The sequence below is a fragment of the Prescottella equi genome, assembly GCF_020171745.1.
Classification (GTDB): Bacteria; Actinomycetota; Actinomycetes; order Mycobacteriales; family Mycobacteriaceae; genus Prescottella; species Prescottella equi_A.
In genome coordinates this window covers 196,147-216,288 of the sequence record NZ_JAIVAH010000005.1, presented here as the reverse complement: position 1 = coordinate 216,288, position 20,142 = coordinate 196,147, and the positions used below count along the sequence as shown (strand labels likewise).

At 67.6% G+C, this 20,142-nt stretch carries 19 protein-coding genes; 13 read left to right on the top strand and 6 right to left on the bottom strand.

What is annotated here, in order from left to right:
- The 7 genes from LCL87_RS04425 to LCL87_RS04395 all read left to right on the top strand — a co-directional run bounded on the left by LCL87_RS04425 (position 1) and on the right by LCL87_RS04395 (position 7,356).
- On the top strand, positions 1–1,020 hold the full coding sequence (locus tag LCL87_RS04425; RefSeq protein ID WP_225017079.1) for an MCE family protein: 1,020 nt from the start codon (positions 1–3) through the stop codon (positions 1,018–1,020).
- Positions 1,017–2,075 carry an MCE family protein gene (locus tag LCL87_RS04420; RefSeq protein WP_225017077.1) on the top strand — a complete coding sequence of 353 codons (1,059 nt, stop codon included), beginning with the start codon at positions 1,017–1,019 and terminating at the stop codon, positions 2,073–2,075. The genes LCL87_RS04425 and LCL87_RS04420 overlap by 4 nt, the downstream gene beginning before the upstream one ends.
- Positions 2,072–3,457 (top strand): MCE family protein, encoded by a 1,386-nt coding sequence (locus LCL87_RS04415; RefSeq protein ID WP_225017075.1) that lies wholly within the window; start codon positions 2,072–2,074, stop codon positions 3,455–3,457. Before LCL87_RS04420 ends, LCL87_RS04415 begins: the two co-directional genes overlap by 4 nt.
- A complete protein-coding gene (locus tag LCL87_RS04410; RefSeq protein WP_225017073.1) occupies positions 3,454–4,689 on the top strand; it encodes an MCE family protein in 1,236 nt (411 codons plus the stop codon). The genes LCL87_RS04415 and LCL87_RS04410 overlap by 4 nt, the downstream gene beginning before the upstream one ends.
- Complete coding sequence (locus tag LCL87_RS04405) at positions 4,686–6,089, top strand: MlaD family protein (protein ID WP_225017071.1); 1,404 nt, start codon at positions 4,686–4,688, stop codon at positions 6,087–6,089. The genes LCL87_RS04410 and LCL87_RS04405 overlap by 4 nt, the downstream gene beginning before the upstream one ends.
- A gap of 128 nt (positions 6,090–6,217) precedes the next feature.
- The gene (locus LCL87_RS04400; protein ID WP_225017069.1) at positions 6,218–6,853 is read left to right on the top strand and encodes an Rv1363c family protein; all 636 of its coding nucleotides are present in this window, start codon (positions 6,218–6,220) and stop codon (positions 6,851–6,853) included.
- Positions 6,850–7,356 carry a mammalian cell entry protein gene (locus LCL87_RS04395; RefSeq protein ID WP_225017067.1) on the top strand — a complete coding sequence of 169 codons (507 nt, stop codon included), beginning with the start codon at positions 6,850–6,852 and terminating at the stop codon, positions 7,354–7,356. The genes LCL87_RS04400 and LCL87_RS04395 overlap by 4 nt, the downstream gene beginning before the upstream one ends.
- A gap of 69 nt (positions 7,357–7,425) precedes the next feature.
- Here the strand turns inward: LCL87_RS04395 and LCL87_RS04390 are convergent, their stop codons facing one another.
- The gene (locus tag LCL87_RS04390) at positions 7,426–8,955 is read right to left on the bottom strand and encodes a trehalose-6-phosphate synthase (RefSeq protein ID WP_225017066.1); all 1,530 of its coding nucleotides are present in this window, start codon (positions 8,953–8,955) and stop codon (positions 7,426–7,428) included.
- A gap of 34 nt (positions 8,956–8,989) precedes the next feature.
- A complete protein-coding gene (locus tag LCL87_RS04385; RefSeq protein ID WP_225017064.1) occupies positions 8,990–9,163 on the bottom strand; it encodes a hypothetical protein in 174 nt (57 codons plus the stop codon).
- 138 nt (positions 9,164–9,301) lie between these two features.
- Here LCL87_RS04385 and LCL87_RS04380 point away from each other — a divergent pair, with 138 nt between their 5' ends.
- Entirely contained in the window at positions 9,302–10,999 is a 1,698-nt protein-coding gene (locus tag LCL87_RS04380; protein WP_225017062.1) for an ABC transporter ATP-binding protein, read from the top strand.
- Positions 10,996–12,774, top strand: coding sequence for an ABC transporter ATP-binding protein (locus LCL87_RS04375; protein ID WP_225017060.1), 1,779 nt, complete (start codon positions 10,996–10,998; stop codon positions 12,772–12,774). Before LCL87_RS04380 ends, LCL87_RS04375 begins: the two co-directional genes overlap by 4 nt.
- On the opposite strand, the gene LCL87_RS04370 is transcribed toward LCL87_RS04375, so the two are convergent.
- The 3 genes from LCL87_RS04370 to LCL87_RS04360 form a co-directional block, all read right to left on the bottom strand.
- Positions 12,771–13,289 carry a cytochrome C5 gene (locus LCL87_RS04370; RefSeq protein ID WP_225017058.1) on the bottom strand — a complete coding sequence of 173 codons (519 nt, stop codon included), beginning with the start codon at positions 13,287–13,289 and terminating at the stop codon, positions 12,771–12,773. The two genes, LCL87_RS04375 and LCL87_RS04370, sit on opposite strands and share 4 nt — an antisense overlap.
- A gap of 29 nt (positions 13,290–13,318) precedes the next feature.
- Positions 13,319–14,146, bottom strand: a complete 828-nt coding sequence (locus LCL87_RS04365; protein WP_225017056.1) for a tyrosine-protein phosphatase — start codon at positions 14,144–14,146, stop codon at positions 13,319–13,321.
- A gap of 108 nt (positions 14,147–14,254) precedes the next feature.
- Positions 14,255–15,283 carry a phosphatidylinositol-specific phospholipase C gene (locus LCL87_RS04360; protein ID WP_225017054.1) on the bottom strand — a complete coding sequence of 343 codons (1,029 nt, stop codon included), beginning with the start codon at positions 15,281–15,283 and terminating at the stop codon, positions 14,255–14,257.
- 308 nt (positions 15,284–15,591) lie between these two features.
- Here LCL87_RS04360 and LCL87_RS04355 point away from each other — a divergent pair, with 308 nt between their 5' ends.
- The 3 genes from LCL87_RS04355 to LCL87_RS04345 all read left to right on the top strand — a co-directional run bounded on the left by LCL87_RS04355 (position 15,592) and on the right by LCL87_RS04345 (position 18,138).
- Entirely contained in the window at positions 15,592–17,259 is a 1,668-nt protein-coding gene (locus LCL87_RS04355) for a metallophosphoesterase (RefSeq protein WP_225017053.1), read from the top strand.
- 97 nt (positions 17,260–17,356) lie between these two features.
- Positions 17,357–17,770: a hypothetical protein gene (locus tag LCL87_RS04350; protein WP_225017051.1), complete on the top strand. Its 414-nt coding sequence runs from the start codon at positions 17,357–17,359 to the stop codon at positions 17,768–17,770.
- Positions 17,771–17,802: 32 nt separating this feature from the next.
- On the top strand, positions 17,803–18,138 hold the full coding sequence (locus tag LCL87_RS04345; protein WP_225017049.1) for a hypothetical protein: 336 nt from the start codon (positions 17,803–17,805) through the stop codon (positions 18,136–18,138).
- 16 nt (positions 18,139–18,154) lie between these two features.
- Here the strand turns inward: LCL87_RS04345 and LCL87_RS04340 are convergent, their stop codons facing one another.
- Complete coding sequence (locus LCL87_RS04340; RefSeq protein WP_225017047.1) at positions 18,155–19,093, bottom strand: methionyl-tRNA formyltransferase; 939 nt, start codon at positions 19,091–19,093, stop codon at positions 18,155–18,157.
- A gap of 112 nt (positions 19,094–19,205) precedes the next feature.
- On the opposite strand from LCL87_RS04340, the gene LCL87_RS04335 reads away from it, so the two are divergent.
- On the top strand, positions 19,206–20,006 hold the full coding sequence (locus tag LCL87_RS04335) for an alpha/beta fold hydrolase (RefSeq protein ID WP_225017045.1): 801 nt from the start codon (positions 19,206–19,208) through the stop codon (positions 20,004–20,006).
- The last annotated feature ends 136 nt before the right edge of the window (positions 20,007–20,142 follow it).

Here is a 20,142-nt window from a genome sequence, read left to right as displayed (position 1 = left end):
ATGAGAGCCACAACAGTCAAACTGCTGATCTTCACTACGGTGATGGCCTTGGTCTTCGCGGGTCTGGCGATCGTGTTCAGCCAGTTCCGGTTCAGTAGTTCGGAGGGGTACCACGCCACGTTCGCCGATTCCTCGGGGCTCAAATCCGGCGACAAGGTTCGCATCGCGGGTGTCCCCGTAGGGGCGGTCAAGTCCGTCGGTGTCGACGACGACAACCACGCCGAGGTGAAGTTCGCCGTCGATTCCCAGTTCACGTTGCTGAAGAGCACCAAGGCGACTGTGCGCTACGAGAACCTCGTCGGTGACCGGTACCTCGAGCTCCTCGAGGGGCAGGGCTCGGTGGAGCCGCTCAGCGGGGGCGGATCGATTCCCCTCGAGCAGACCTCGCCGGCCCTGGACCTCGACCTCCTGCTGGGCGGCTTCAAACCGCTGCTGCGTTCGCTCGATCCGAAGCAGGTCAACGATCTCTCGGCCGCGCTTCTGCAGGTGTTTCAGGGGCAGGGCGGAACCCTGGTCTCGCTCCTCGGTAGCACCAGTTCTTTCACGAACACGCTGGCGGATCGCGATCAGCTGATCGGAGAGGTGATCACCAACCTGAATACGGTCCTGGGCACGATCAACGACAAGGGCGATCAGTTCTCGACCACGATCGACCAGTTGCAGCAGCTAGTCAGCGGACTCGCTCAGGATCGTGGCCCGATCGGCGCGGCGATCCCCGAGATCGCCGGGGCCACAGGCTCGCTCGCGAACCTGCTGCAGGGTACGCGACCGGACATCCAGGCGCTGATCGAGCAGACCAATCGCACGGCGAACCAGTTGGTGTTGGGGCAGGACGACATCGACACGGCACTCTCCAGGCTGCCCGGCGACTACAAGAAGCTGATCAGAGTCGGTTCCTATGGTGACTTCTTCCAGTTCTTCCTGTGCCAGAACACCTTCAAGTTCACCGCATCAGATGGCTCGACGGTCGTTCTGCCCACGGCGGAACAGACCACGGGGAGGTGTGCAAAAGTCGAATGAGTCCACATCGTGAAAGAAATCTGGTGCGGGTCGGCATCATCGGCGTCGCGGTCGCGAGCGCGACCGTGCTGGCGACGCTGCAGTACGACCAACTTCAGTTCCTCTCGGGCGGTGCCCGCTACTCGGCAGCCTTCGCAGACGCGGGTGGTCTGGCGGTCGGCGACAACGTCACCGTTGCCGGTGTCAACGTCGGCAAGGTCGAAAAGCTGGAGCTGGACGACCAACAGGTCCTCGTGACCTTCACGGTCTCCGACGGAATCGTCCTCGGTGGCGCCACCGGCGCGGATATCAAGACCAACACCGTTCTGGGGCGGAAGTCGCTCGCGGTGGCACCGGAAGGCTCCGGCACGCTACGGGTCGGCGATACGATCCCGCTCGAGCGGACCAATTCGCCGTACTCGCTCACCGACGCCCTCGGCGACCTCGGCACCACGATCTCCGACCTGGACACCGGCCTGGTGGACGAGTCGCTCGACGCGATCTCCGGTGCGCTGGAGGACACCCCGCCGGAGCTGCGCTCGGCGCTCGACGGCATCACCCGGCTCTCGCGCAGCATCAACGAGCGGGACGAGAGCCTGCTCGAGTTGCTGAAGCGCGCGGAGGGTGTCACCAAGGTGCTCTCCGACCGGAGCGATCAGATCAATGCGCTGATCGTGGATGGGAACGACCTCCTCGGCGAACTCGACCGCCGGCGTGATGCGATCAACGAGTTGATCGTCAACACGTCCGCCGTGTCGCGTCAGCTGTCGGGACTGGTCCAGGAGAACCAGGCCCAGATGGGGCCGACACTGGACAAGTTGAATCAGGCGACCGCAGTGCTCCAGCGCAACAAGCAGAACATCGCCGATGCGCTCGACGGTCTCGGGCCGTACATCGGTGCGCTCGGCGAAACTGTCGCGAGTGGCCCGTACTTCAAGGCGTACGTATCCAACGTCTTGCCGAGCATGTGGTGGAAGACCGCGATCGACGCCGGGCTCGCGCCGGAGCAGCTGCCACAGGACCTGCAGGATCTCATCCCTGAGTCCAAGCCGTACACGAGGGAGCCGGGACAATGATCTACGACTCGACCGGACCCTCGGAATCACCTGCGGCGGAGGGAGAAGACGTGCACGCGCTGCAGGATTCCAATCCCGATCCCGTGGATCGCGACATCGATGTGCAAACGTCGAGGACGCCCACGTGGCGCAAGTGGCTGGTTCCCGGCCTCGTGATCGCGCTCGTCGCGGCAGTGGGACTCGGTGCCGCGGTGCTCCTGCTGCCCGGGTTCGGTAAGAACAAGGTGTACGCCCACTTCGTCTCCACGACCGGTCTGTACGAGGGCGACGACGTCCGTGTCCTCGGCGTCAAGGTCGGGAAGATCGACAAGATCGAGCCCAGCGACAGCGACGCCAAGGTCACGATGTATGTGGACAGCAACGTCCGAATCCCATCGGATGCCAAGGCCGTCATCGTGGCGCAGAACCTGGTGTCGTCCCGATTCGTGCAGTTGACTCCCGTGTTCAGCGGCGGCGAGGAGTTGCCGGACGGCGCAACGATTCCGCTCGAGCGCACCGCGGTGCCCGTCGAATGGGACGAGATCAAGACGGAGCTGACGAAGCTCTCGACCGCCCTCGGGCCCGAGGGTATGGACGATCAGGGATCGCTCGCTCGCTTCATCGACACCGCCGGCGCCAACCTCGAAGGAAACGGCGACGCATTGCGCCGGACCCTTCGGGAGCTCTCGGACACGATGCACACTCTGTCCGAGGGTCGGACGGACCTGTTCTCTACCATCCGTAACCTGCAGGCATTCGTGTCGGCGCTGGCGTCCAGCAATCAGCAGATCGTTCAGTTCGGTGGACGTCTCGCATCGGTGTCGGATCTGCTTGCGACCAGTTCCGACGAACTCGGCACCGCGCTCAGTGATCTCAACCTCGCAGTCGGCGACATCCAGCGATTCGTCGCGGACAACCGTGACGGGCTCTCCGAGTCGGTGCAGCGCCTCGCCGATGCGACGCAGGTTCTTGCGGACAAGCGCCCGGAGATCGAGCGGGTTCTGCACGCCGGGCCGACATCGCTCGCGAACTTCTACCAGATCTACAAGCCGAGGCAAGGCAGTTTGACCGGTGCCCTGGCATTCAGTAACTTCCGCAACCCGGTGGCATTCCTCTGCGGCGCCGTCGAGGCGGCGGCGACGCCGACCGCGGAGCGCAGCGCTGATCTCTGCAAGCAGCAGTTGGGGCCGGTCCTCGAATCGATGACGATGAACTACCCTCCAATCCTTACGAATCCGGGGATCGGCGAGTTCGCGAATCCCGGGGACGTGCAGGCGACGGAGCCGGGGCTCCCGGCAGGCGGTGGAACGACTGCCGCTGCCAAGAGCCCACTCGACCTGGCACCGAGCGCTTCGGTGCCGAAGGATCTGACCGGGCTGATGCAGCCGGGAGGTGGCCAATGACCAGGTTCTCCACCGCGCGACGCGCGGGACTTACCGCGACTGCGCTGGCGGCAACGCTGGTGTTGTCCGGGTGCGAGTGGTCGGGACTGAACTCGGTGCCCCTTCCCGGCGCGCAGGGGCACGGCGAGGGCGCCTACGAGGTCCAGATCCAGATGCCGAATGTGACTACCCTGACGCAGAATTCACCCGTCCGGGTCTCCGACGTCGCTGTTGGTAGCGTCTCGAAGATCGAGGTCCAGGGCTGGCACGCTCTGGTCACTGTGTCGCTCAACGGCGACGTCGACCTTCCGGCCAACGCGACGGCGAGCATCGGGCAGACGAGCCTGCTGGGCTCCCAGCACGTTGAATTGGCACCGCCCGTCGGTATAGCCCCGCAGGGCCGCCTCTCCGATGGTGACCTGATCCCGCTCGACCGGGCCGGCACGTTCCCCACGACCGAGCAGACGCTGTCGTCGCTGTCGGTGGTGCTGAACGGCGGCGGTATCGCGCAGCTCCAGGACATCACCTCCGAGCTCAACAAGGCGCTCGACGGCCGCGAGGACTCGGTGCGGGACCTGCTTCCGCAGTTGGACACGCTCGTCGGGAGTCTCGACAAGCAGCGGAACGAAATCGTCTCGGCGATGGAGGGCGTCAACCGACTCGCGGCTACCGCCGCGAAGCAGACGGACACCATCTCGAAGGCGCTGGAGGGAATCCCACCGGCGCTCGAGGTCCTGGTCGCTCAGCGTCAGGACATCACCAACGCGATGGTGTCGCTCGGTGAGCTCAGTGAAGTCGCGAATCGTTTGATCGAGAAGAGCGGTGAGGATTTCACGACCAACGTTCGTGCGCTCGTCCCCACTCTGGCGGCATTGGCGAACTCGGGGGAGAACCTCACCGGCGTGCTCGGCGTGCTGCTGACCTTCCCGTTCCCGCAGGCGGGCATCAACAACGTCATCCAGGGTGACTACGCGAACCTGGCGATGACGATCGACCTGACGGCACCTCGAATCGAAAAGAACTTCCTGTTCGGTACGACGATGGCGGGCAAGTTGAGTGGGCCGGAGGGCATTCTCGCGAAAGACGCGGGTGTGGCAGGCCAGGCGCAGGATCCGCTCCGCAGCCCATTGCAACCAGCCGCCGCGCCGGCGGAGTCTGCGGCACCGCAGCCGGCTGAGCCCGGCGCTATCCAGATTCCCGGCCTGCCTCAGATCAACATTCCAGGTCTACCGATGGGGGCGCCGGCACCATGATGCTCTCGAAGTTCGTCAAGATTCAGTTGGTGATCTTCTCGATACTGACCGTTATCGGTCTGGTCGTGATGGCTACCCAGTACGTCCGGTTGCAGGACATAGCGGGAATCGGGCGGTACAAGGTGACCGTCGAGTTGCCGTCGACCGGTGGTCTGTACCGCAACGCGAACGTCACCTTCCGTGGCACGACGGTCGGCAAGGTCGAGCAGGTTCGACTGTCCGACAACGGAGTCGAGGCCGTTCTCAACATCGACGGCGGTTACCCTATCCCGGTCGATGTCGATGCCCAGGTGAAGAGCGTGTCTGCCGTCGGCGAGCAGTTCGTGGATCTCATCCCGGCGGAGGGGGCCGACAGCTCCGACCGATTGTCGGGAGGGGACGTGATTCCGGCCGACCGCGCCAGCGTGCCGCAGGACGTGGGCGCGATGCTCGACCAGGCGGACCTGCTGTTGGCCAGCATTTCCGACACCCGGCTCAAGACGGTGATCGACGAAGCGTTCAAGGCGTTCAACGGTTCCGGTCCGGATCTGCAGCGGCTGATCGACTCGGCCCGTTTGTTCGTCGAGGAGGCGAACAAGAACAGCGACGCCACCAAGACGCTCATCGAGCAGGCGGGGCCGCTGCTGGATACCCAGGTGGTGAGCAGTGACGCGATCCGTTCGTGGACTCGGAATCTGGTCACGTTCACGGATCAGCTTCGCGTCAGTGATCCGGATCTGCGCGCGGTGATCGAGAAGGGTCCAGGTGCGGCCCAGGAGGCGAATGCGCTCCTGCAGGATTTGAAGCCGACGCTTCCGCTGCTACTCGCGAATCTCGTGAGTGTGGGTGAGGTGGGCGTGATCTACAACGCGGGTCTGGAGCAGATCCTCGTGCTCTACCCGCCTCTGACCGCGGCGCTCGCAACTTCGGCGGGCCAGGGGCCGCCGGAGGACGGTGCGGTAGTCGACTTCCATCTCCAGCTGAACGACCCACCGCCGTGCACCACAGGCTTCCTGCCGGCCGATCAGTGGCGTAGCCCGGCGGATCTCTCGGTGGTCGACACTCCGGGCGACCTGTTCTGCAAGGTCGATCAGTCCGATCCGAACGCCATCCGTGGTGCTCGCAACTTGCCGTGTATGGAGTTCCCGGGTCGGCGCGCGCCGACGCCTGAGGATTGCCGCAACGGCTATGTGCCCGAGGGCACCAACCCGTGGCGCGGGCCGCCACAGCCGGTGGCATCGGCGAACGACAAGCCGGTCGCAGGTCCGGTCTCGCCGGGTGCCACAACGGCCGCGCGTCGGTACGATCCGGTGACGGGTACATACATCGGCACCGACGGGAGGACTTACTCGCAGCCGAATCTCGGTGGGAACACGGGTGAGTCGTTGGAGGATCTTATGAAGGGCCAGCAAGGGCGATGACGATCGACAAGGCTGCCGAGCGCGAGGTGGGCGGGCGGGCTCGCCGCCGTTCCTCGCGTCCGGCGGGTCCCTCGGGGGCCGAGCCGACTGATTCAGAGGTCAAGGCGCCGACACCGTCGGCAGGTGGTGTGGTGCTCGAGAAGAATTCGAGTTCGGCGTACGCGCAGCCAGCAGCGGCGGATCACGGTGGGGAGGAGGCGGCCCCGCAGGGTACGCAGTTCCCTTCCCCTGCAGAACCGAATCGCGACGGCGAGTTCGTCTCGGTCGAGCCTTCGGCCGGGCGTTCACGGGCGCATGTGGTGCTGGCAGTGCTGGCGGGTGTCGTGATCGTGGCTCTCATCGCGGCGATCACGGTAATGCTGATCGACCGCAAGCAGGCGTCCGACCTCGCGGCGGAGCGAGCCGACTACGTTTCGGTGGCACGGCAGACTGCGATCAACATCAGTACGCTGCGCTCGGATTCGGCGAAGGAGGATCTCGACAAGCTGTTCGAGGGCACCACCGGGCCGCTACGTGAGGATCTCGACGCTCGGCTCAACGACTTTGCCAACGTTGTCTCCAAGCTCAACGTGAGCACGACGGGCGAAGTTGTCGAGGCCGGCCTGGAGAGCGAGGACGGTAACTGCAAGACGTCGCTCGTCGCGGTGAGCGCGAATCAGAAGAACGCAGACGCTGCTCCGGTCGGCAAGTCCTTCCGCCTCCGCGTCGTGATCTGTGACGAGGGCGGCAAGCTGCTCGCATCGAATGTGGAGTTCGTGCCGTGAAAAGCAATGTGACGCAACTGCAGAAGATCCTGACCATCGTCGTGGCGGTCACCATCGTGGCGCTGGCGGGCGTGGCCGGTTGGTTGTATTGGGGCCCCGGTGGGATGCGCGAGACCGACGCGACGGAGCAGGCACGCAGCGAGGTTCTCGACGTCGTCGACGGCAAGGTCGTCGCGATGCTCGCGTACAACCACAACACCGCTCGGGACCAGTTGCACGCGGCTGCGGACGGACTCACCGACGGCTACAAGACCGAGTACCTCAAGCTGGTCGACGAGACGATCGCCCCAGGTGCTCAGGAGAAGGCCATCGACGTCCAGGTGACGTCGTCGGCCAAGTCGGTGGTCGAGGCTGAACCAGACCGTGTGGTGACCCTGCTCTACCTCAACCAGATCACCACGAGTTCCGAGTCGCCCGAGGCCGTCAGCAGCGGCAGCCGTGTGCGCGTCGAGATGGTCAAGGACGGCGATGACTGGCTGATCAACTGGCTGACACCGATCTGACCGAGCTCCCCAAACCCGACAACGGGCTCCCGTGAAAACGCGGGAGCCCGTTGTCGTTGGTGCGGAGTGCTACTCGGCGTAGTCGCCGTCCGCGGGCAGCAGTGCCGATCCGGCGACACCCTGCTGTGAGAGTGCGTCCAGGAACGAGCGGGCCCAGCGGTCCACGTCGTGCGCGAGGACCTGGCGCCGCAGGGCGCGCATGTGGCGTCGGCCGTCCTCCTTGTCCTGGTTCAGTGCTTCCTCCATCTTGTCCTTGACGTCGTCGAGGTCGTGGGGGTTGCACAGGAACGCCTGACGGAGTTCGGCTGCGGCGCCGGTGAATTCGCTCAGCAGCAGGGCGCCGCCGAGATCGCTGCGGCACGCGACGTACTCCTTGGCGACGAGGTTCATGCCGTCGCGCAGCGGCGTCACGAGCATGACGTCCGAGGCGACGAAGAACGCGATCAGTTCGTCGCGGCCGATGGGGCGGTGGATGTAGTGCACCACCGGACGGCCAACCTCGGCGTACTCGCCGTTGATGCGGCTGACGGTCTGCTCGATCGCGCCGCGCATCTGCACGTAGCTCTCGACGCGTTCGCGGCTCGGCGTGGCCAGCTGCACCATCACGGTGTCGGCGGGATCGACGCGTCCCTCCTGGAGGAGCTCGTACAGCGCGTCGAGGCGGACGTCGATGCCCTTGGTGTAGTCGAGGCGGTCGACGCCGAGCATGATGTGTTTCGGGTTGCCGAGTTCCTTGCGAATCTGCTTGGCGCGGTCCCGGATCGACTTGCGGCGCGACAGCTCGTCGAGCTTGCCGGAGTCGATGGAGATCGGGAAGGCGCCGACGCGGACGGTGCGGAAGCCCACCTGCACGACGCCCAGCTTGGAACGGACGCCGACGGTGCCCCGCGAGGTCTGCTGGCCGGCGAGACGGCGGGCCAGGAACATGAAGTTCTGCGCGCCGCCGGGGAGGTGGAAGCCGATGAGATCGGCGCCGAGCAGGCCCTCGACGATCTCGCGCCGCCACGGCATCTGCATGAACAGCTCGACCGGCGGGAACGGAATGTGCAGGAAGAAGCCGATGGTGAGATCGGGCCGCAGCATCCGCAGCATCTTGGGGACCAGCTGGAGCTGGTAGTCCTGGATCCAGACGGTGGCGCCCTCGGCGGCCGCCTTCGAGGTGGCCTCGGCGAAGCGACGATTCACCTCGACGTAGGCGTTCCACCACTCACGCCGGTACTCCGGCTTGACGATGACGTCGTGGTACAGCGGCCACAAGGTGGCGTTGGAGAAGCCCTCGTAGTAGTCGGCGACCTCCTGCGCGCTCAGCGGCACGGGGTAGAGGTCGAGACCGTCCTCGACGATCGGGTCGAGTTCCACGTCGGCCACGCCGGGCCAACCCACCCACGCGCCCTTGTTGCTGCGCAGGATCGGTTCGAGAGCGGTGACGAGCCCGCCGGGGCTGCGCTTCCAGCGGGTCGTGCCGTCGGGGAGTCGCTCGAGATCGACCGGAAGGCGATTGGCGACGACGACGAAGCCTGAGCCTCCGTGGTCGGTGCCGCCTTGCTCGGCGCTCGCTGCGCCCTCGGAACTTGTCGATAATTCCGAAGGCTCAGCCACGGATACCCCTACTCTTTCCTCGGTTTGTGGTGCGTCAGTCGAGCTTGGCGGCCGGCGCGATGCCGAGCATCGAGAGCAGCATGCGGCACTCGTCGGCATCCGTGGCGTATGCGGCGACGACCCGCTGAGCCTGTCGAGCGGTTTCGTCGGCTACGGGTTCGAGGTCCTCGTCCGCGATCTCGTTCTCGGCGGTCGTCTTCGCGGCCATCTTGTTCCTTCCGGCTTGCTGCTACTTGACTAGCAGGTAGTTCCTGACTGCGACTCTATGAGAACCGCCCCGGTCGGCGCCACTCACCGTCGGGTTAGGGTCTACTTACCTACGCTGTTGTCGAGGGCTGGAGGGTTGATGGCAGGTGGTACCGCGGTTCTGCGCCGCACGCTGGCACGGAATCGGGGGCGCCTGCTCGCGGGGACGGCCCTGGTCAGCCTGCATCAGGTCGCCGAGACGGCGGTCCCGATCGCGATCGGCGTGATCGTCGACCGTGCGGTCGAGACCGGGGACGTCACGGCGCTGATCGTGTGGCTGTCCGCGCTCGCCGTTCTCTTTGTCGTGCTCACCTCGGCGTGGCGGTTCGGCGCACGCTTCATCGTGCTGGCCGTCCAGCAGGAGGCGCACCGGTTGCGGGTGGAGGTCGCGGGCCGAATCCTCGACCCGCGCGGCGTGCGGACCGACCTGCGCGCGGGTGAATTGCTGACGGTCTCGACGTCCGACGCCGACAAGGAGGCGTGGATCCTCGACGTCGTGCCCCGCGTCGCGGCGGCGCTGACGGCGATGGTGGCGTCGGCGATCGCGCTGCTGTGGATCGACGTGACGCTCGGTCTGGCGGTGCTCGTCGGTACGCCCGTCATGCTCGGTCTGCTGCAGTTGGCGGCGCCGCTGATCACGCGTCGGGCGTCCGCTCAGCAGGCCACCACCGCGCGGGCCGCCGGAATGGCCACCGATCTGGTCAGTGGCCTGCGGCCGCTGCGCGGGATCGGGGCGGAGGCGACCGCGGCGCGGCGCTACCGCGATGTCAGCCGGGACGCGCTCGCCGCGACGATGCGGGCCGCGAAGGCGACCGGGGTGTTCGTCGGGGTGTCGATGACGGTCAGCGCGCTGCTCGCGGTGTCGGTGGCCGGGTTCGCGGGCTGGTTCGCGCTCGACGGCCGCATCTCGGTCGGTGAGCTGATCACCGTCGTCGGTCTGTCGCAGTTCATCGTGGAACCACTCGGCATGCTGGCCCGGGTGCCCGGCTTCTACGCGAACGCGCGGGCGTCGGCGGATCGGTTGGCACTGGTGCTCGACGCCGAACCGCTGCTGCCGGCCGGCGGCACCGAGCCGTCCGGCGCGAGCGACGTCGAACTGCGGTCGGTTGCCTACCGGTCGTTGACCGACGTCGATCTCACCGTCGCTCCGGGCGAACTGCTGGGCGTCGTCGCGTATCGGCCGGAGGACGCCGAGGCGCTCGCCGACGTCCTGTCCGGGCAGGTTCCCCCCGATCGCTACGACGGGGAGATCCGGGTCGGCGGCGTCGCGCTGGCCGATCTGGGCCTCACGCACGCGCGCAGCACCGTGCTGGTCGAGCCGCACCACACCGACCTGTTCGCCGGGACCGTGCACTCCAACGTCACCGCCGGGGCGCCCGACGCCGACCACGACGCGGTGCGGGACGTGTTGCGGGCGTCGGCCGCCGTCGATGTCGTCGATGCGCATCCGGAGGGTCTCGAGCACGAGGTGACCGATCGGGGCGCGAGCCTGTCCGGTGGTCAGCGGCAGCGCGTCGCGCTCGCCCGGGCGCTCGCGGCGCAGGCGCCGGTGATGGTGCTGCACGACCCGACCACCGCGGTCGACGCCGTCACCGAGCACGCGATCGCCGACGGCATCGCCACCAGCCGGCACGACGGCGCCCGCGCCCACTCGACGATCCTCGTCACCAGCAGTCCCGCGCTGCTGTCGGTGACCGACCGCGTCGTGGTCCTCGTCGACGGCCGCGTCGCCGCCGAGGGCACCCATGCCGGGCTGTCCGCGACCGATGAGAACTACCGGAAGGCGGTGCTGCGATGAGCGCGCCGGAGCAGCAGTTGCTACCCATCGCGTCGGCGTCGGACAGTTGGCGTTGGCTGCGCGACGCGCTCGGCCGCCGCAAGGGGATGGCCGCGCTGACGCTGCTCGTCGGGCTGATCGCGGCCGCCGCCGCGGTGGTGCCGGTGTACGTGTTCGGTGTCCTGGTGGACCGGGTGCGCGAGGGCGCCCCGGCGTCGACGATCGTCGGTGTCGTCGCGGTCATCACGGCCGCCGCGGTCGTCGCCGGCGCGCTCACCGGCCTCGGGTCGTATCTCATTGCGCGGCTCGGGGAGGGCGCGCTCGCCGGTCTGCGTGAGCAGGTGGTGGGACGCGCGCTGCGCCTGCCCATCCCGACGATCGAACGGGTCGGCAAGGGCGATCTGCTCTCCCGCGTCGGCGACGACGTCGCGGTGATCGGCAAGGCCGTCGCGGACGTCGTGCCGAGCCTGGTCTCGTCGCTGCTGCTGGTGGTGCTGAGCATGGCGACGATGGTCGGCATCGACTGGCGACTGGGCCTGGCGGGCATGGTCGCGCTGCCGATGTACATGCTGGCGCTGCGCTGGTACCTGCCGCGGTCCGGCCCGCTGTACGCGCAGGAGCGTGTCGCGATGGGCCGGCGGTCGCAGGCCCTCGTCAGCAGCATGCAGGGCGTGCGCACGGTCCGTGCGTACGGCCTCGAGGAACGACACCTGGGGGACATCGACCGGGCATCGGGCGACGCCCGCGACCTCTCGGTCGGCGTGTTCGGGTTGTTCACCCGGTTCGCCGGACGCGGCAACCGCGCCGAGTTCGTCGGGCTCGCCGTGATTCTCGCGGTGGGCTTCGCGCTGGTGAAGCAGGACATGGTGACCGTGGGCCAGACGACGGCGGCGGCGCTGCTGTTCCATCGTCTGTTCAACCCGATCGGCGCGCTGCTGTACACGTTCGACGAGGTGCAGTCGGCGGGCGCGAGCCTCGCCCGGCTCGTCGGCGTCGTCGGGATCCCGGAGACGGAGGACGCCGCGACGGGCGCCGAACCCGCCGACGCGTCCCTCGAATTGATCGGTGTGCGGCACAGCTACGACGGCGGCCACGAGGTGCTGCACGGCATCGACCTGCACATCGCGCCGGGGGATCGGGTGGCGCTGGTCGGTTCGACGGGCGCCGGCAAGTCGACCCTCGCTGTGCTCGCGGCCGGATCGCTGCCGCCGACGTCGGGGACGGTGCGGATCGGTGGGGTGCCGTTGGGCGAGTTGGGCGCCGAGTCGCTGCGCCGGCACGTCGCGATCGTCAGCCAGGAGGTGCACGTGTTCGCGGGGCCGCTGGTCGAGGACCTGCGGCTCGCCTGCCCGGACGCGTCGGACGCCGAGGTGACCGCCGCGCTCGACACGGTCGGTGCGTCGTCGTGGGTAGACGCGCTCGAGCACGGACTCGACACCGTCGTCGGCGAGGGCGGGCACGCGCTCACGGCGGCGCAGGCGCAGCAACTGGCGCTGGCCCGACTGGTGCTGGCCGATCCCGCCGTGGCGATCCTCGACGAGGCGACCGCCGAGGCCGGCAGCGCCGGGGCCCGCGAACTCGAGCGCGCCGCCGACGCCGCTACCCGGGGCCGGACCACGCTCGTCGTCGCGCACCGGCTCACCCAGGCGGCATCCGCCGACCGGGTCGTGGTGCTCGAGCACGGCCGGATCGTCGAGCAGGGCACTCCCGCCGAATTGGTCTCGGCGGGTGGGCGTTACGCGCAGCTGTGGGCGGCGTGGGAAGGCGCGGCAGATCGGGTCGTCTCTCCCACCTAGCGGTCCTCGGAGAGGTGGTCCAGGAGGTCGTCGAGGGACCCGACCTCGACGACCTCGGTGTCGTCGTCCTTCTCGTCCACGGCGACCTCGTCGACCGCGAGCTCCTCGTCGAGCTGGGCGCGGATCCAGCTGTCGGGGAACTGTTTCGGCGATGCGAAGCACAGTAGGACCGCGTCGTGGAAGACCACTGTGGACTCCAGTGACAGGTCGTCGCGCAGGTCGGTGGTCTCGTGAATCGGCTGGTCACCGACGGCCTCTTCGATCTCCTCGGCGATCGAGTCGACGATCCGGTGCCACTGGTGCGGCGTAACCGTGAGGAGTCGTTCGACGGCGGCCAGCAGCACACCGGTGTCGAGGTCGGACCGGTCGTCGAGTTCGGGGTCGACGTTGACGGTGACGTCGGCTCCGAGGGACCGCATCCGGCCGGTACCGAAGACGAATCCGTCGGCGCTCTGCGGCGCGGTGAGCAGTTCGCTCCGCGCGATCTCGTCCCGCAGTCGGTCGATCGGATCCATCGGGTCACGCCCTTCCGAGGCTGTGGGGGTCAGACGAGCAGACGAGCCCGCAGGGTGTCGATGGTCTGCTGATCGACGCCGAGGCCCTTCCGCACGTAGTTCTCGACACCACCGTACAACCGGTCGACCTGAGCGAATGCGGCGTCGAGCCACGACTTCTCGACGGCGTCGTCGCGACCGAGGTACGTGTTGCTGGCGAGGAAGTCCTGGTAGACGGTGGCCTTCGGGACGCCGAGCAGGCTGAGCAGGACGGCGGTGCCCCAGCCGGTGCGGTCCTTGCCTGCGCTGCAGTGGTAGACGGTGGCGCCGTCGGTGTTGCCGGCGATCGCGGTCAGCAGGTCGCGGAAGGCGACGTCCGCGCCGCGGTAGGTGACCATGAACGGGTAGCCGATGGACTGGCCGATGTCCGACGACCCGTTCACCGCCGCGTCGACCAACGCGCGGCCCAGCGTGAGCGGCACGAACTCGTGGAACGCGATGCCGTGCTCGAACGAGACGACGTCGGCCACCTGATAGCGGACGCCCTCGGGGAGGCGGTCGGGATCGTCCTTGCGCTCCCACATGTTTCGCAGATCGACGTCGAGCGTGACGTTCGCGGCGGTGAGCTTCGCGAGATCGGCGTCGGTGAGGGAGGTGAGCTTGTTGGCCCGGTAGACCAGCCCGGTGCGGACCGTTCTGCCGTCGGACGTCTCGTAGCCGCCGATGTCGCGGAAGTTCTTGGCGCCCTCGAGTCGGATCGCGGTGGGGGCGACAGGGTCGGCGCTTGCGAGCGGTGCGGCGACGATCGGCGCGACCAGGGCGAGTACACCCACAGTCAGCAGTAACAGTCGGTTGAACGCAGTACGTGTGGATCGCATGGGTCCTCGTCGGTGCCGGTCGTGCGAACGGCCCGGTGCCGCCGCGGATTCGCTGGGAGGCTAGCTGCTCACGGCCCGTTCTGTCCGCCGAATGGGCAGGCCCCGCCGTCAGCCGAAGTTGCGGGCGATGATCGTCTCCACCAGCGCGGCGGTCGGGAAGTCGGCCATCACGGCGCCGGTGCGGCCGGTGCCGGTCGCTCGTAGGTAGTCCTCGGCGCGGGCGAGCATCCCCGGTGTGCCGGGAACCCCCTTGGCAACCGTGATCGGCACGGTGCCCGTGGCCATCACCGCGGGGGTGGCGCCGGTGGCGCTCAGGTGGTTGATGAAAAGAGTGTGCGACGCGCCGACGGCCGCCCGCTCGAACTGGGTGCGCGCCTTGTCCCACTTCGCCTCGACCGCGGCAAGATTCGGCAGCTCGAAGTCGTCCTGGATGTCCGTGTGCGGGCCCGCCCACCTCGGTCCGTACGCGGTGGTGGCGGTGAAGTCCTGCAGCACGACGATCTTGCCGCGGATCCCACCGAGCCCCGGGATGCGTCCGTCGTAGCCTGCGGATGGCGTCCACAGGTGTACGGCCAGCAGATCGCGGGTCTCGGGGTTGTCGTGGATGTACCAGTCCAGGGTTGCCTGGTAGGTCCGGGTGTTCTCCTCTTCCGTGTGCTCCCTCTTCAGCCGCATGAGCACGGTCTCGCTCGGATTCGCCTGGAGGAACGCGGCCACGGTCCGCACGACGTCGGTGAAGTTGGCGTGCAGGTACTCGGGGCCGTGATGGATCGGGAACACGTCCCGGAAGTGTCGGGTGCGGATGTCGAGCACACGCACCCCGGACCGGAGCTGAGTGGACAGATCGAAGTCCTGGGTGAGTGTCGGAATCGACGCGTTGTGCGCCATCGAGTCGTGGGTGCCGGGAATCGAGAGCTCCGCAAGATTCGCGCTGTCGGGCACGAGACGCATCCAGTCGGGGGCCGACGCCGTGTCGAGGTCGCCGCGGCCGAAGCTGCCCGCCGCCAGGTCGGCACTGCTGACGCTGGATGCGGCCGATGCGACCGGGAGGTGCGTGGGAAGGGTGAGCAGCAGTGGGCTCGCCGCGAGTGCCCGAAGCACGGTGCGACGTCCTGTGCGAGGTGCGGCGTCGGGCATGGGGCCTCCTTCGGGGGACCGATCCGCCTGGGGAGTGCTGTCCCGCCGGGCGGCGAAGCGCGCCCAGTATCGCAGGGAAGTCGCTGCGGCGGAGCTGGTTTGGGTGCTCGAAATCGGTTGCATCCGTCCGGTGTTCGAGGTGGGGCCGTCACGCGACCGGCATCGATGCCGGATTTGCGATGTTCACCCTTTCTTCACCGGGTGGTCGGAGCGGGCACAACCGTCTCGTGCCCGAGGCCGCCTAGCTTGATTGGTCCAGACCAATTGGCGGTTCGAGTTGGTGCCGCAGCCGAAGACAAGGAACTCTCGTGAAACGCAAGACACTTGTGATTGCCGCAGTGACCGCGGCGCTGGCCGCACCCGGCGTAGCCCAGGCGGGCCCCGTGTGGGGTAGCGCCGGAAGCCTCGGAAGCGAGTGGGGTGGCTCGGTCGGAGAGAACGACGCGGTGCCCGCCGCGCCGGGCGTCAGCGTTCCCGGCGGACGTTACGAGCACCCTGTCGAGCTGAAGTTCGACACCGAGTGGGGGACGACCGTCCGCTACACGCTCGACGGCACGACGCCGACCGCGGACAGCCAGGCCTACGTTCCGGGCCGCGCACTGAAGATCGCCGCAGACACGAACGTGACCGCGGTGGCGTTCCGTGGTGAGAAGGCCAGCACGCCGGTCTCGTTCGGATACCTGATCCGGACGTCGGAGAAGCCGATCGCGCAATTGGTCGTCATGTCGGACGTCCACATCGGCGACTACGAGAACAACACCGAGAAGTACAAGAGCTTCTTCGACACCATCGGGTCGATCTTCCCGAAGCCCGACGCGATCCTGTCCAACGGCGACATGATCAACGACAACTGGAACGGCAAGGGCGCGGACCACGAGATCGTCTCGCGAATCTTCCAGGAGAACCTGGAGCGCAAGGGCATGACCGACACCCAGGTGCTGATGTCGTACGGCAACCACGACGCGTACCTCGACGATGTCCGGGCAGGCTATCCGCGGGAGTGGTTCCCGGATTCGGGCGGCGGCTACTACGAATCGAACGTCAACGGCGTGCCCGTCTTCACCGTGAACACCGAGACCTACAACGGTGACACCGCGCAGCGCGACTGGCTGAAGGGCCGGCTGGCGGCGATCACTGCCGACCCGGCGAACGTCGCCAAGCCCATTCTCGTGCAGGGGCATCGACCCACCACCGGTACCACGATGGACGGTCAGCAGGCGTCCAATCCGCGGCTGGCGGAGGACCTGAAGGCCTACCCTCAGGCCATCGTGTTCTCCGGTCATTCGCACCTGAACAACAACGACGACCGGGCGATCCATCAGCGGGACTTCACGTCGGTGAACGACGGTTCGATGTCGTACATCGAGATCGACCACGGGTACCAGATGGTCACCGAGTCCGGTCTGGCCGACCGATTCGAATCACCCACCGCGCAAGCGTTGTTCGTCGACGTCTACGCGGATCGCACCGAGATCGGTCGGATCAACATGGCCGCCGACGAGCACGACATCTACACCGGCGGGCAGTGGTCGGCCAGCTGGCAGCCGCCGTACGCGAGCGCGGGCACGCTGAGCGGCTCGAGTTGGACGGTCGAGCTGAACGGGGCGACGAGCCAGCAGATCAAGGACAACTTCCGGTACACGTCCGCGGCGCGCAACACGGTGGCTCCGGAGTTCACGACGCCGACCCCGCTGTCGATGGTGGCAGGCGAGGACGGTGCCACGGCCGTCCGGATAGCCCAGGCGCGGGACGACCAGATGGTGCACCACTATCGCGTCGACATCACGAATACGACCACCGGCGCCAAGGTCGTGTCGTCGAAGGTGCTGTCGGACTTCTACTTCATGCCGCGCCCGAACAGCCTCGACATCCCCGTTCCGGACGCGGCGGCAGGCGACACGTACGAGGCCAAGGTCGTTGCGGTCGATGCGTACGGCAACGCCTCACCCGAGGTGACGTCGACGTTCACGCGCTGATCGAGGGCAGATCGCCGGGGTGGCGGGCGATGCGTCCGCCACCCCCATGCAGGCCCGCTCGACGACTCGCGATTCGGATGGGCGATGGCGCCTGTTCGTGAGCAAGCCGGGGGCGTTGGACCGTCCGGGGCGAGTCGAGGTGGTCGAGGCGGAGCCGCTGCGGGTACCGGCGCTTCCGGTCATGCCGCCGCCGGACGTCGGCGACCCGGAGGTGTACGCCTACCGCGAATGCGACCGGCTGATCGCGGAGAATTCCGATCAAGGACTCCTCGATGCGCGTCCCGTCGGACGCTTTCCCTTCACCGAGATCGTCGTGCTCTTCTCCCTGTCGGAACTACCGGCGGTGGTGTGCGCCCGCAGGGTTCGCCTCTTCGGCGGGGATGGGCGACCGGCACTGTGGCGCGGTGCCCCGACCCTCATGGAGCACATCTCCCTGAGCATTCTCGAGTCCGGAGGAGCCGAACGGGTGCGTCGGATCGAACCGGGGATCGACGGCTGGGTATGGGTGTAGATCGTCGACGCTGCATCGGGAATGATCGCCACATGACAAGTGGCGGTGAGGATCTGATCCGGCAGATGCGTCGTCTCGACGGACTGCACGACACGATTGCGTCGGCGTACGTCGGGGCCTGGGAGGTCATGGTCGGCGGCGGCCCCGACCGGTACGTCGTCACCGCTACCGGGGGCGCCGGGGTCGCCAACGCCCTCAGCGGTGACCAGACAGGTGCCGCGGACGACACCGTCGACCTGACCGTCGGTGGCCAGGCCGTCGACTATCCGACCCGGTACGTGCTGAGCCGCGCCGAGGCCGAGGAGGCGGTGCGCGATCTCGGGACCGGTGATCTCCGCGCCGGTCGGTGGGAACGCCAGTCCTGGTAGCGGCCGTTCGTCGGGCTCAGCGCCCCAGGTAGCCGCCGCCGTGCGGGAAGAACTCCTTGCCCGACATCTCGGTTCCGTCGTCGAGGCGCACGCGCTCGATCACCAGGCCCTTGTTCCGTCCGGTGCGGGCGTCGGGGCCGGCGACGATGACCATGCCGTCGCCCTCGTGGATGAAGACGCGACCGGGGGTGCCGCCGTAGTTGCCCGTCGACACCGACGACTGCAGCACGCGAATCCGCTGCCCCTTGAACGTGGTGAACGCGTTGGGGTACGGGTCGGACTGGGCACGCACGAGGCGTTCGATGGCGTCGGCCGGCCACGTCCAGTCGATGCGGCTGTCCTCGTCGGAGCGCTTGTGGAAGAACGTCGCCTGTGTGCGGTCCTGCGGGGTCCATTCGGTGCGGCCGGACTCGATGAGCGCGAGCGCGTCGAGTGTGATGGGGCCGATCATGTCCACGGTGCGGTGGAACAGGTCGGTGACGGTGTCCTTCGGCCCGACCGGCGTCGAACGCTGGAGGACGATGTCGCCGGCGTCGAGTTCCTCGTCCATCAGGTGCGCGGTGAGGCCCACCTCCTCCTCGCCGTTGATGAGCGCCCAGATCAGCGGCGAGAAGCCGGTGTACTTGGGCAGCAGCGAGTCGTGGATGTTGAGGGTGCCGTAGCGCGGGGCGTCGAACACGTCGCGCGGCAGCCACGTGCGCCAATTGTTGGCGACGATGATGTCGGGCTGAGCGGCCTTCAGTGCGGCCTTGAAGTCCTCGTCGGGCTTGTTCGCGATGTGCACCGGCACGCCGTGTTCGGTGGCGAGGTCCGCGACGGAGTCGGCCCACATCTTCTCGTAGGCGTGGTCGCTCTTGGGATGGGTGATCGCGAGCACCACCTCGTGATCCGAGTCGAGAACGGCCTGCAAGGTACGGTGGCCCCAGGTTTGGTAGCCCAGCGTGGCGACTCTCAACACGATCCTCCGGGACGAGTTGGACAGTTTCAGCCGCCGGTCGCGACGACCCAGGAGTTTTAGGTTACCCAACCCTATTTGCCGCAGTGTCACCGCAGTGAGGAAGGCCGCCATGCCCATCGCCACCATCAACGGGATTCCTCTGAACTACCAGGTCAAGGGCGACGGCGATCTGGTCGTCCTGATCATGGGCACGGGAAGCCCCGGCCGGGTGTGGGACCTGCACCAGGTGCCGGCGCTGGTGGCGGCGGGCTATCGCGTGTGCACGTTCGACAACCGCGGCATCGCGCCGTCGGGGGAGAGCGTCGACGGCATCACCATCGAGGCGATGGTCGCAGACACCGCGGGACTGATCGAGCTGCTCGGCGGTCCGGCGCACGTCGTCGGCACGTCGCTCGGTGCGCGCGTCGCGCAGGAACTCGCGCTCGCCCGGCCCGACCTGGTCCGCAAGGCCGTCTTCCTCGCCGGGCACGCCCGGATGGATCAGTTCCAGCGCACCCTCAACGAGGGCGAGCGGGCGCTCGAGGAGTCGGGCGTCGAGTTGCCGGCCAAGTACCGCGCCGCGGTCACCGCGGTCATGAATCTCTCGCCCGCGACGCTCGCCGACCAGCACGCGGCCCGTGACTGGCTCGACGTCTTCGAGTTCTCCGGCGGTAAGACCTCGGCCGGGGTCCGGGCGCAGCTCGCGATGAACCGCGAGTTCGAGCGGGCGCAGGCGTACCGCGCGATCACCCGTCCGTGCCTGTCCGTCGGGTTCGCCGACGACCGGATGATCCCGGCCTACCTGTCGAAGGAGGTGGCCGACGCGATCCCCGGCGCCGTCTACCAGGAGATTCCCGACACCGGGCACTACGGCTACCTCGAGCGCCCCGAGGCCGTGAACAAGGTGGTCCTGGACTTCCTCGCCGGCTGATCTTTCCCCCACGTCTTCCCTCGCGTTTTGCGCACTTATCGCGGTCCGCGGCTTCGCCTCGGCGCGATAAGTGCGCAAAACGCGAGGGGTGGGGGCCGGAAGGGCGTGGCCGGGTGACGACGGAGGGGCGAGTTAG

What these genes read in the sequence shown, in the direction of transcription:
- LCL87_RS04425 (WP_225017079.1), top strand. Translation starts at nt 1, where the DNA reads ATGAGAGCCACAACAGTCAAACTGCTGATCTTCACTACGGTGATGGCC.
- LCL87_RS04420 (WP_225017077.1), top strand. Translation starts at nt 1,017, where the DNA reads ATGAGTCCACATCGTGAAAGAAATCTGGTGCGGGTCGGCATCATCGGC.
- LCL87_RS04415 (WP_225017075.1), top strand. Translation starts at nt 2,072, where the DNA reads ATGATCTACGACTCGACCGGACCCTCGGAATCACCTGCGGCGGAGGGA.
- LCL87_RS04410 (WP_225017073.1), top strand. Translation starts at nt 3,454, where the DNA reads ATGACCAGGTTCTCCACCGCGCGACGCGCGGGACTTACCGCGACTGCG.
- LCL87_RS04405 (WP_225017071.1), top strand. Translation starts at nt 4,686, where the DNA reads ATGATGCTCTCGAAGTTCGTCAAGATTCAGTTGGTGATCTTCTCGATA.
- LCL87_RS04385 (WP_225017064.1), bottom strand. Translation starts at nt 9,163, where the DNA reads ATGGCCGCGAAGACGACCGCCGAGAACGAGATCGCGGACGAGGACCTC.
- LCL87_RS04380 (WP_225017062.1), top strand. Translation starts at nt 9,302, where the DNA reads ATGGCAGGTGGTACCGCGGTTCTGCGCCGCACGCTGGCACGGAATCGG.
- LCL87_RS04375 (WP_225017060.1), top strand. Translation starts at nt 10,996, where the DNA reads ATGAGCGCGCCGGAGCAGCAGTTGCTACCCATCGCGTCGGCGTCGGAC.
- LCL87_RS04370 (WP_225017058.1), bottom strand. Translation starts at nt 13,289, where the DNA reads ATGGATCCGATCGACCGACTGCGGGACGAGATCGCGCGGAGCGAACTG.
- LCL87_RS04365 (WP_225017056.1), bottom strand. Translation starts at nt 14,146, where the DNA reads ATGCGATCCACACGTACTGCGTTCAACCGACTGTTACTGCTGACTGTG.
- LCL87_RS04360 (WP_225017054.1), bottom strand. Translation starts at nt 15,283, where the DNA reads ATGCCCGACGCCGCACCTCGCACAGGACGTCGCACCGTGCTTCGGGCA.
- LCL87_RS04345 (WP_225017049.1), top strand. Translation starts at nt 17,803, where the DNA reads ATGACAAGTGGCGGTGAGGATCTGATCCGGCAGATGCGTCGTCTCGAC.
- LCL87_RS04335 (WP_225017045.1), top strand. Translation starts at nt 19,206, where the DNA reads ATGCCCATCGCCACCATCAACGGGATTCCTCTGAACTACCAGGTCAAG.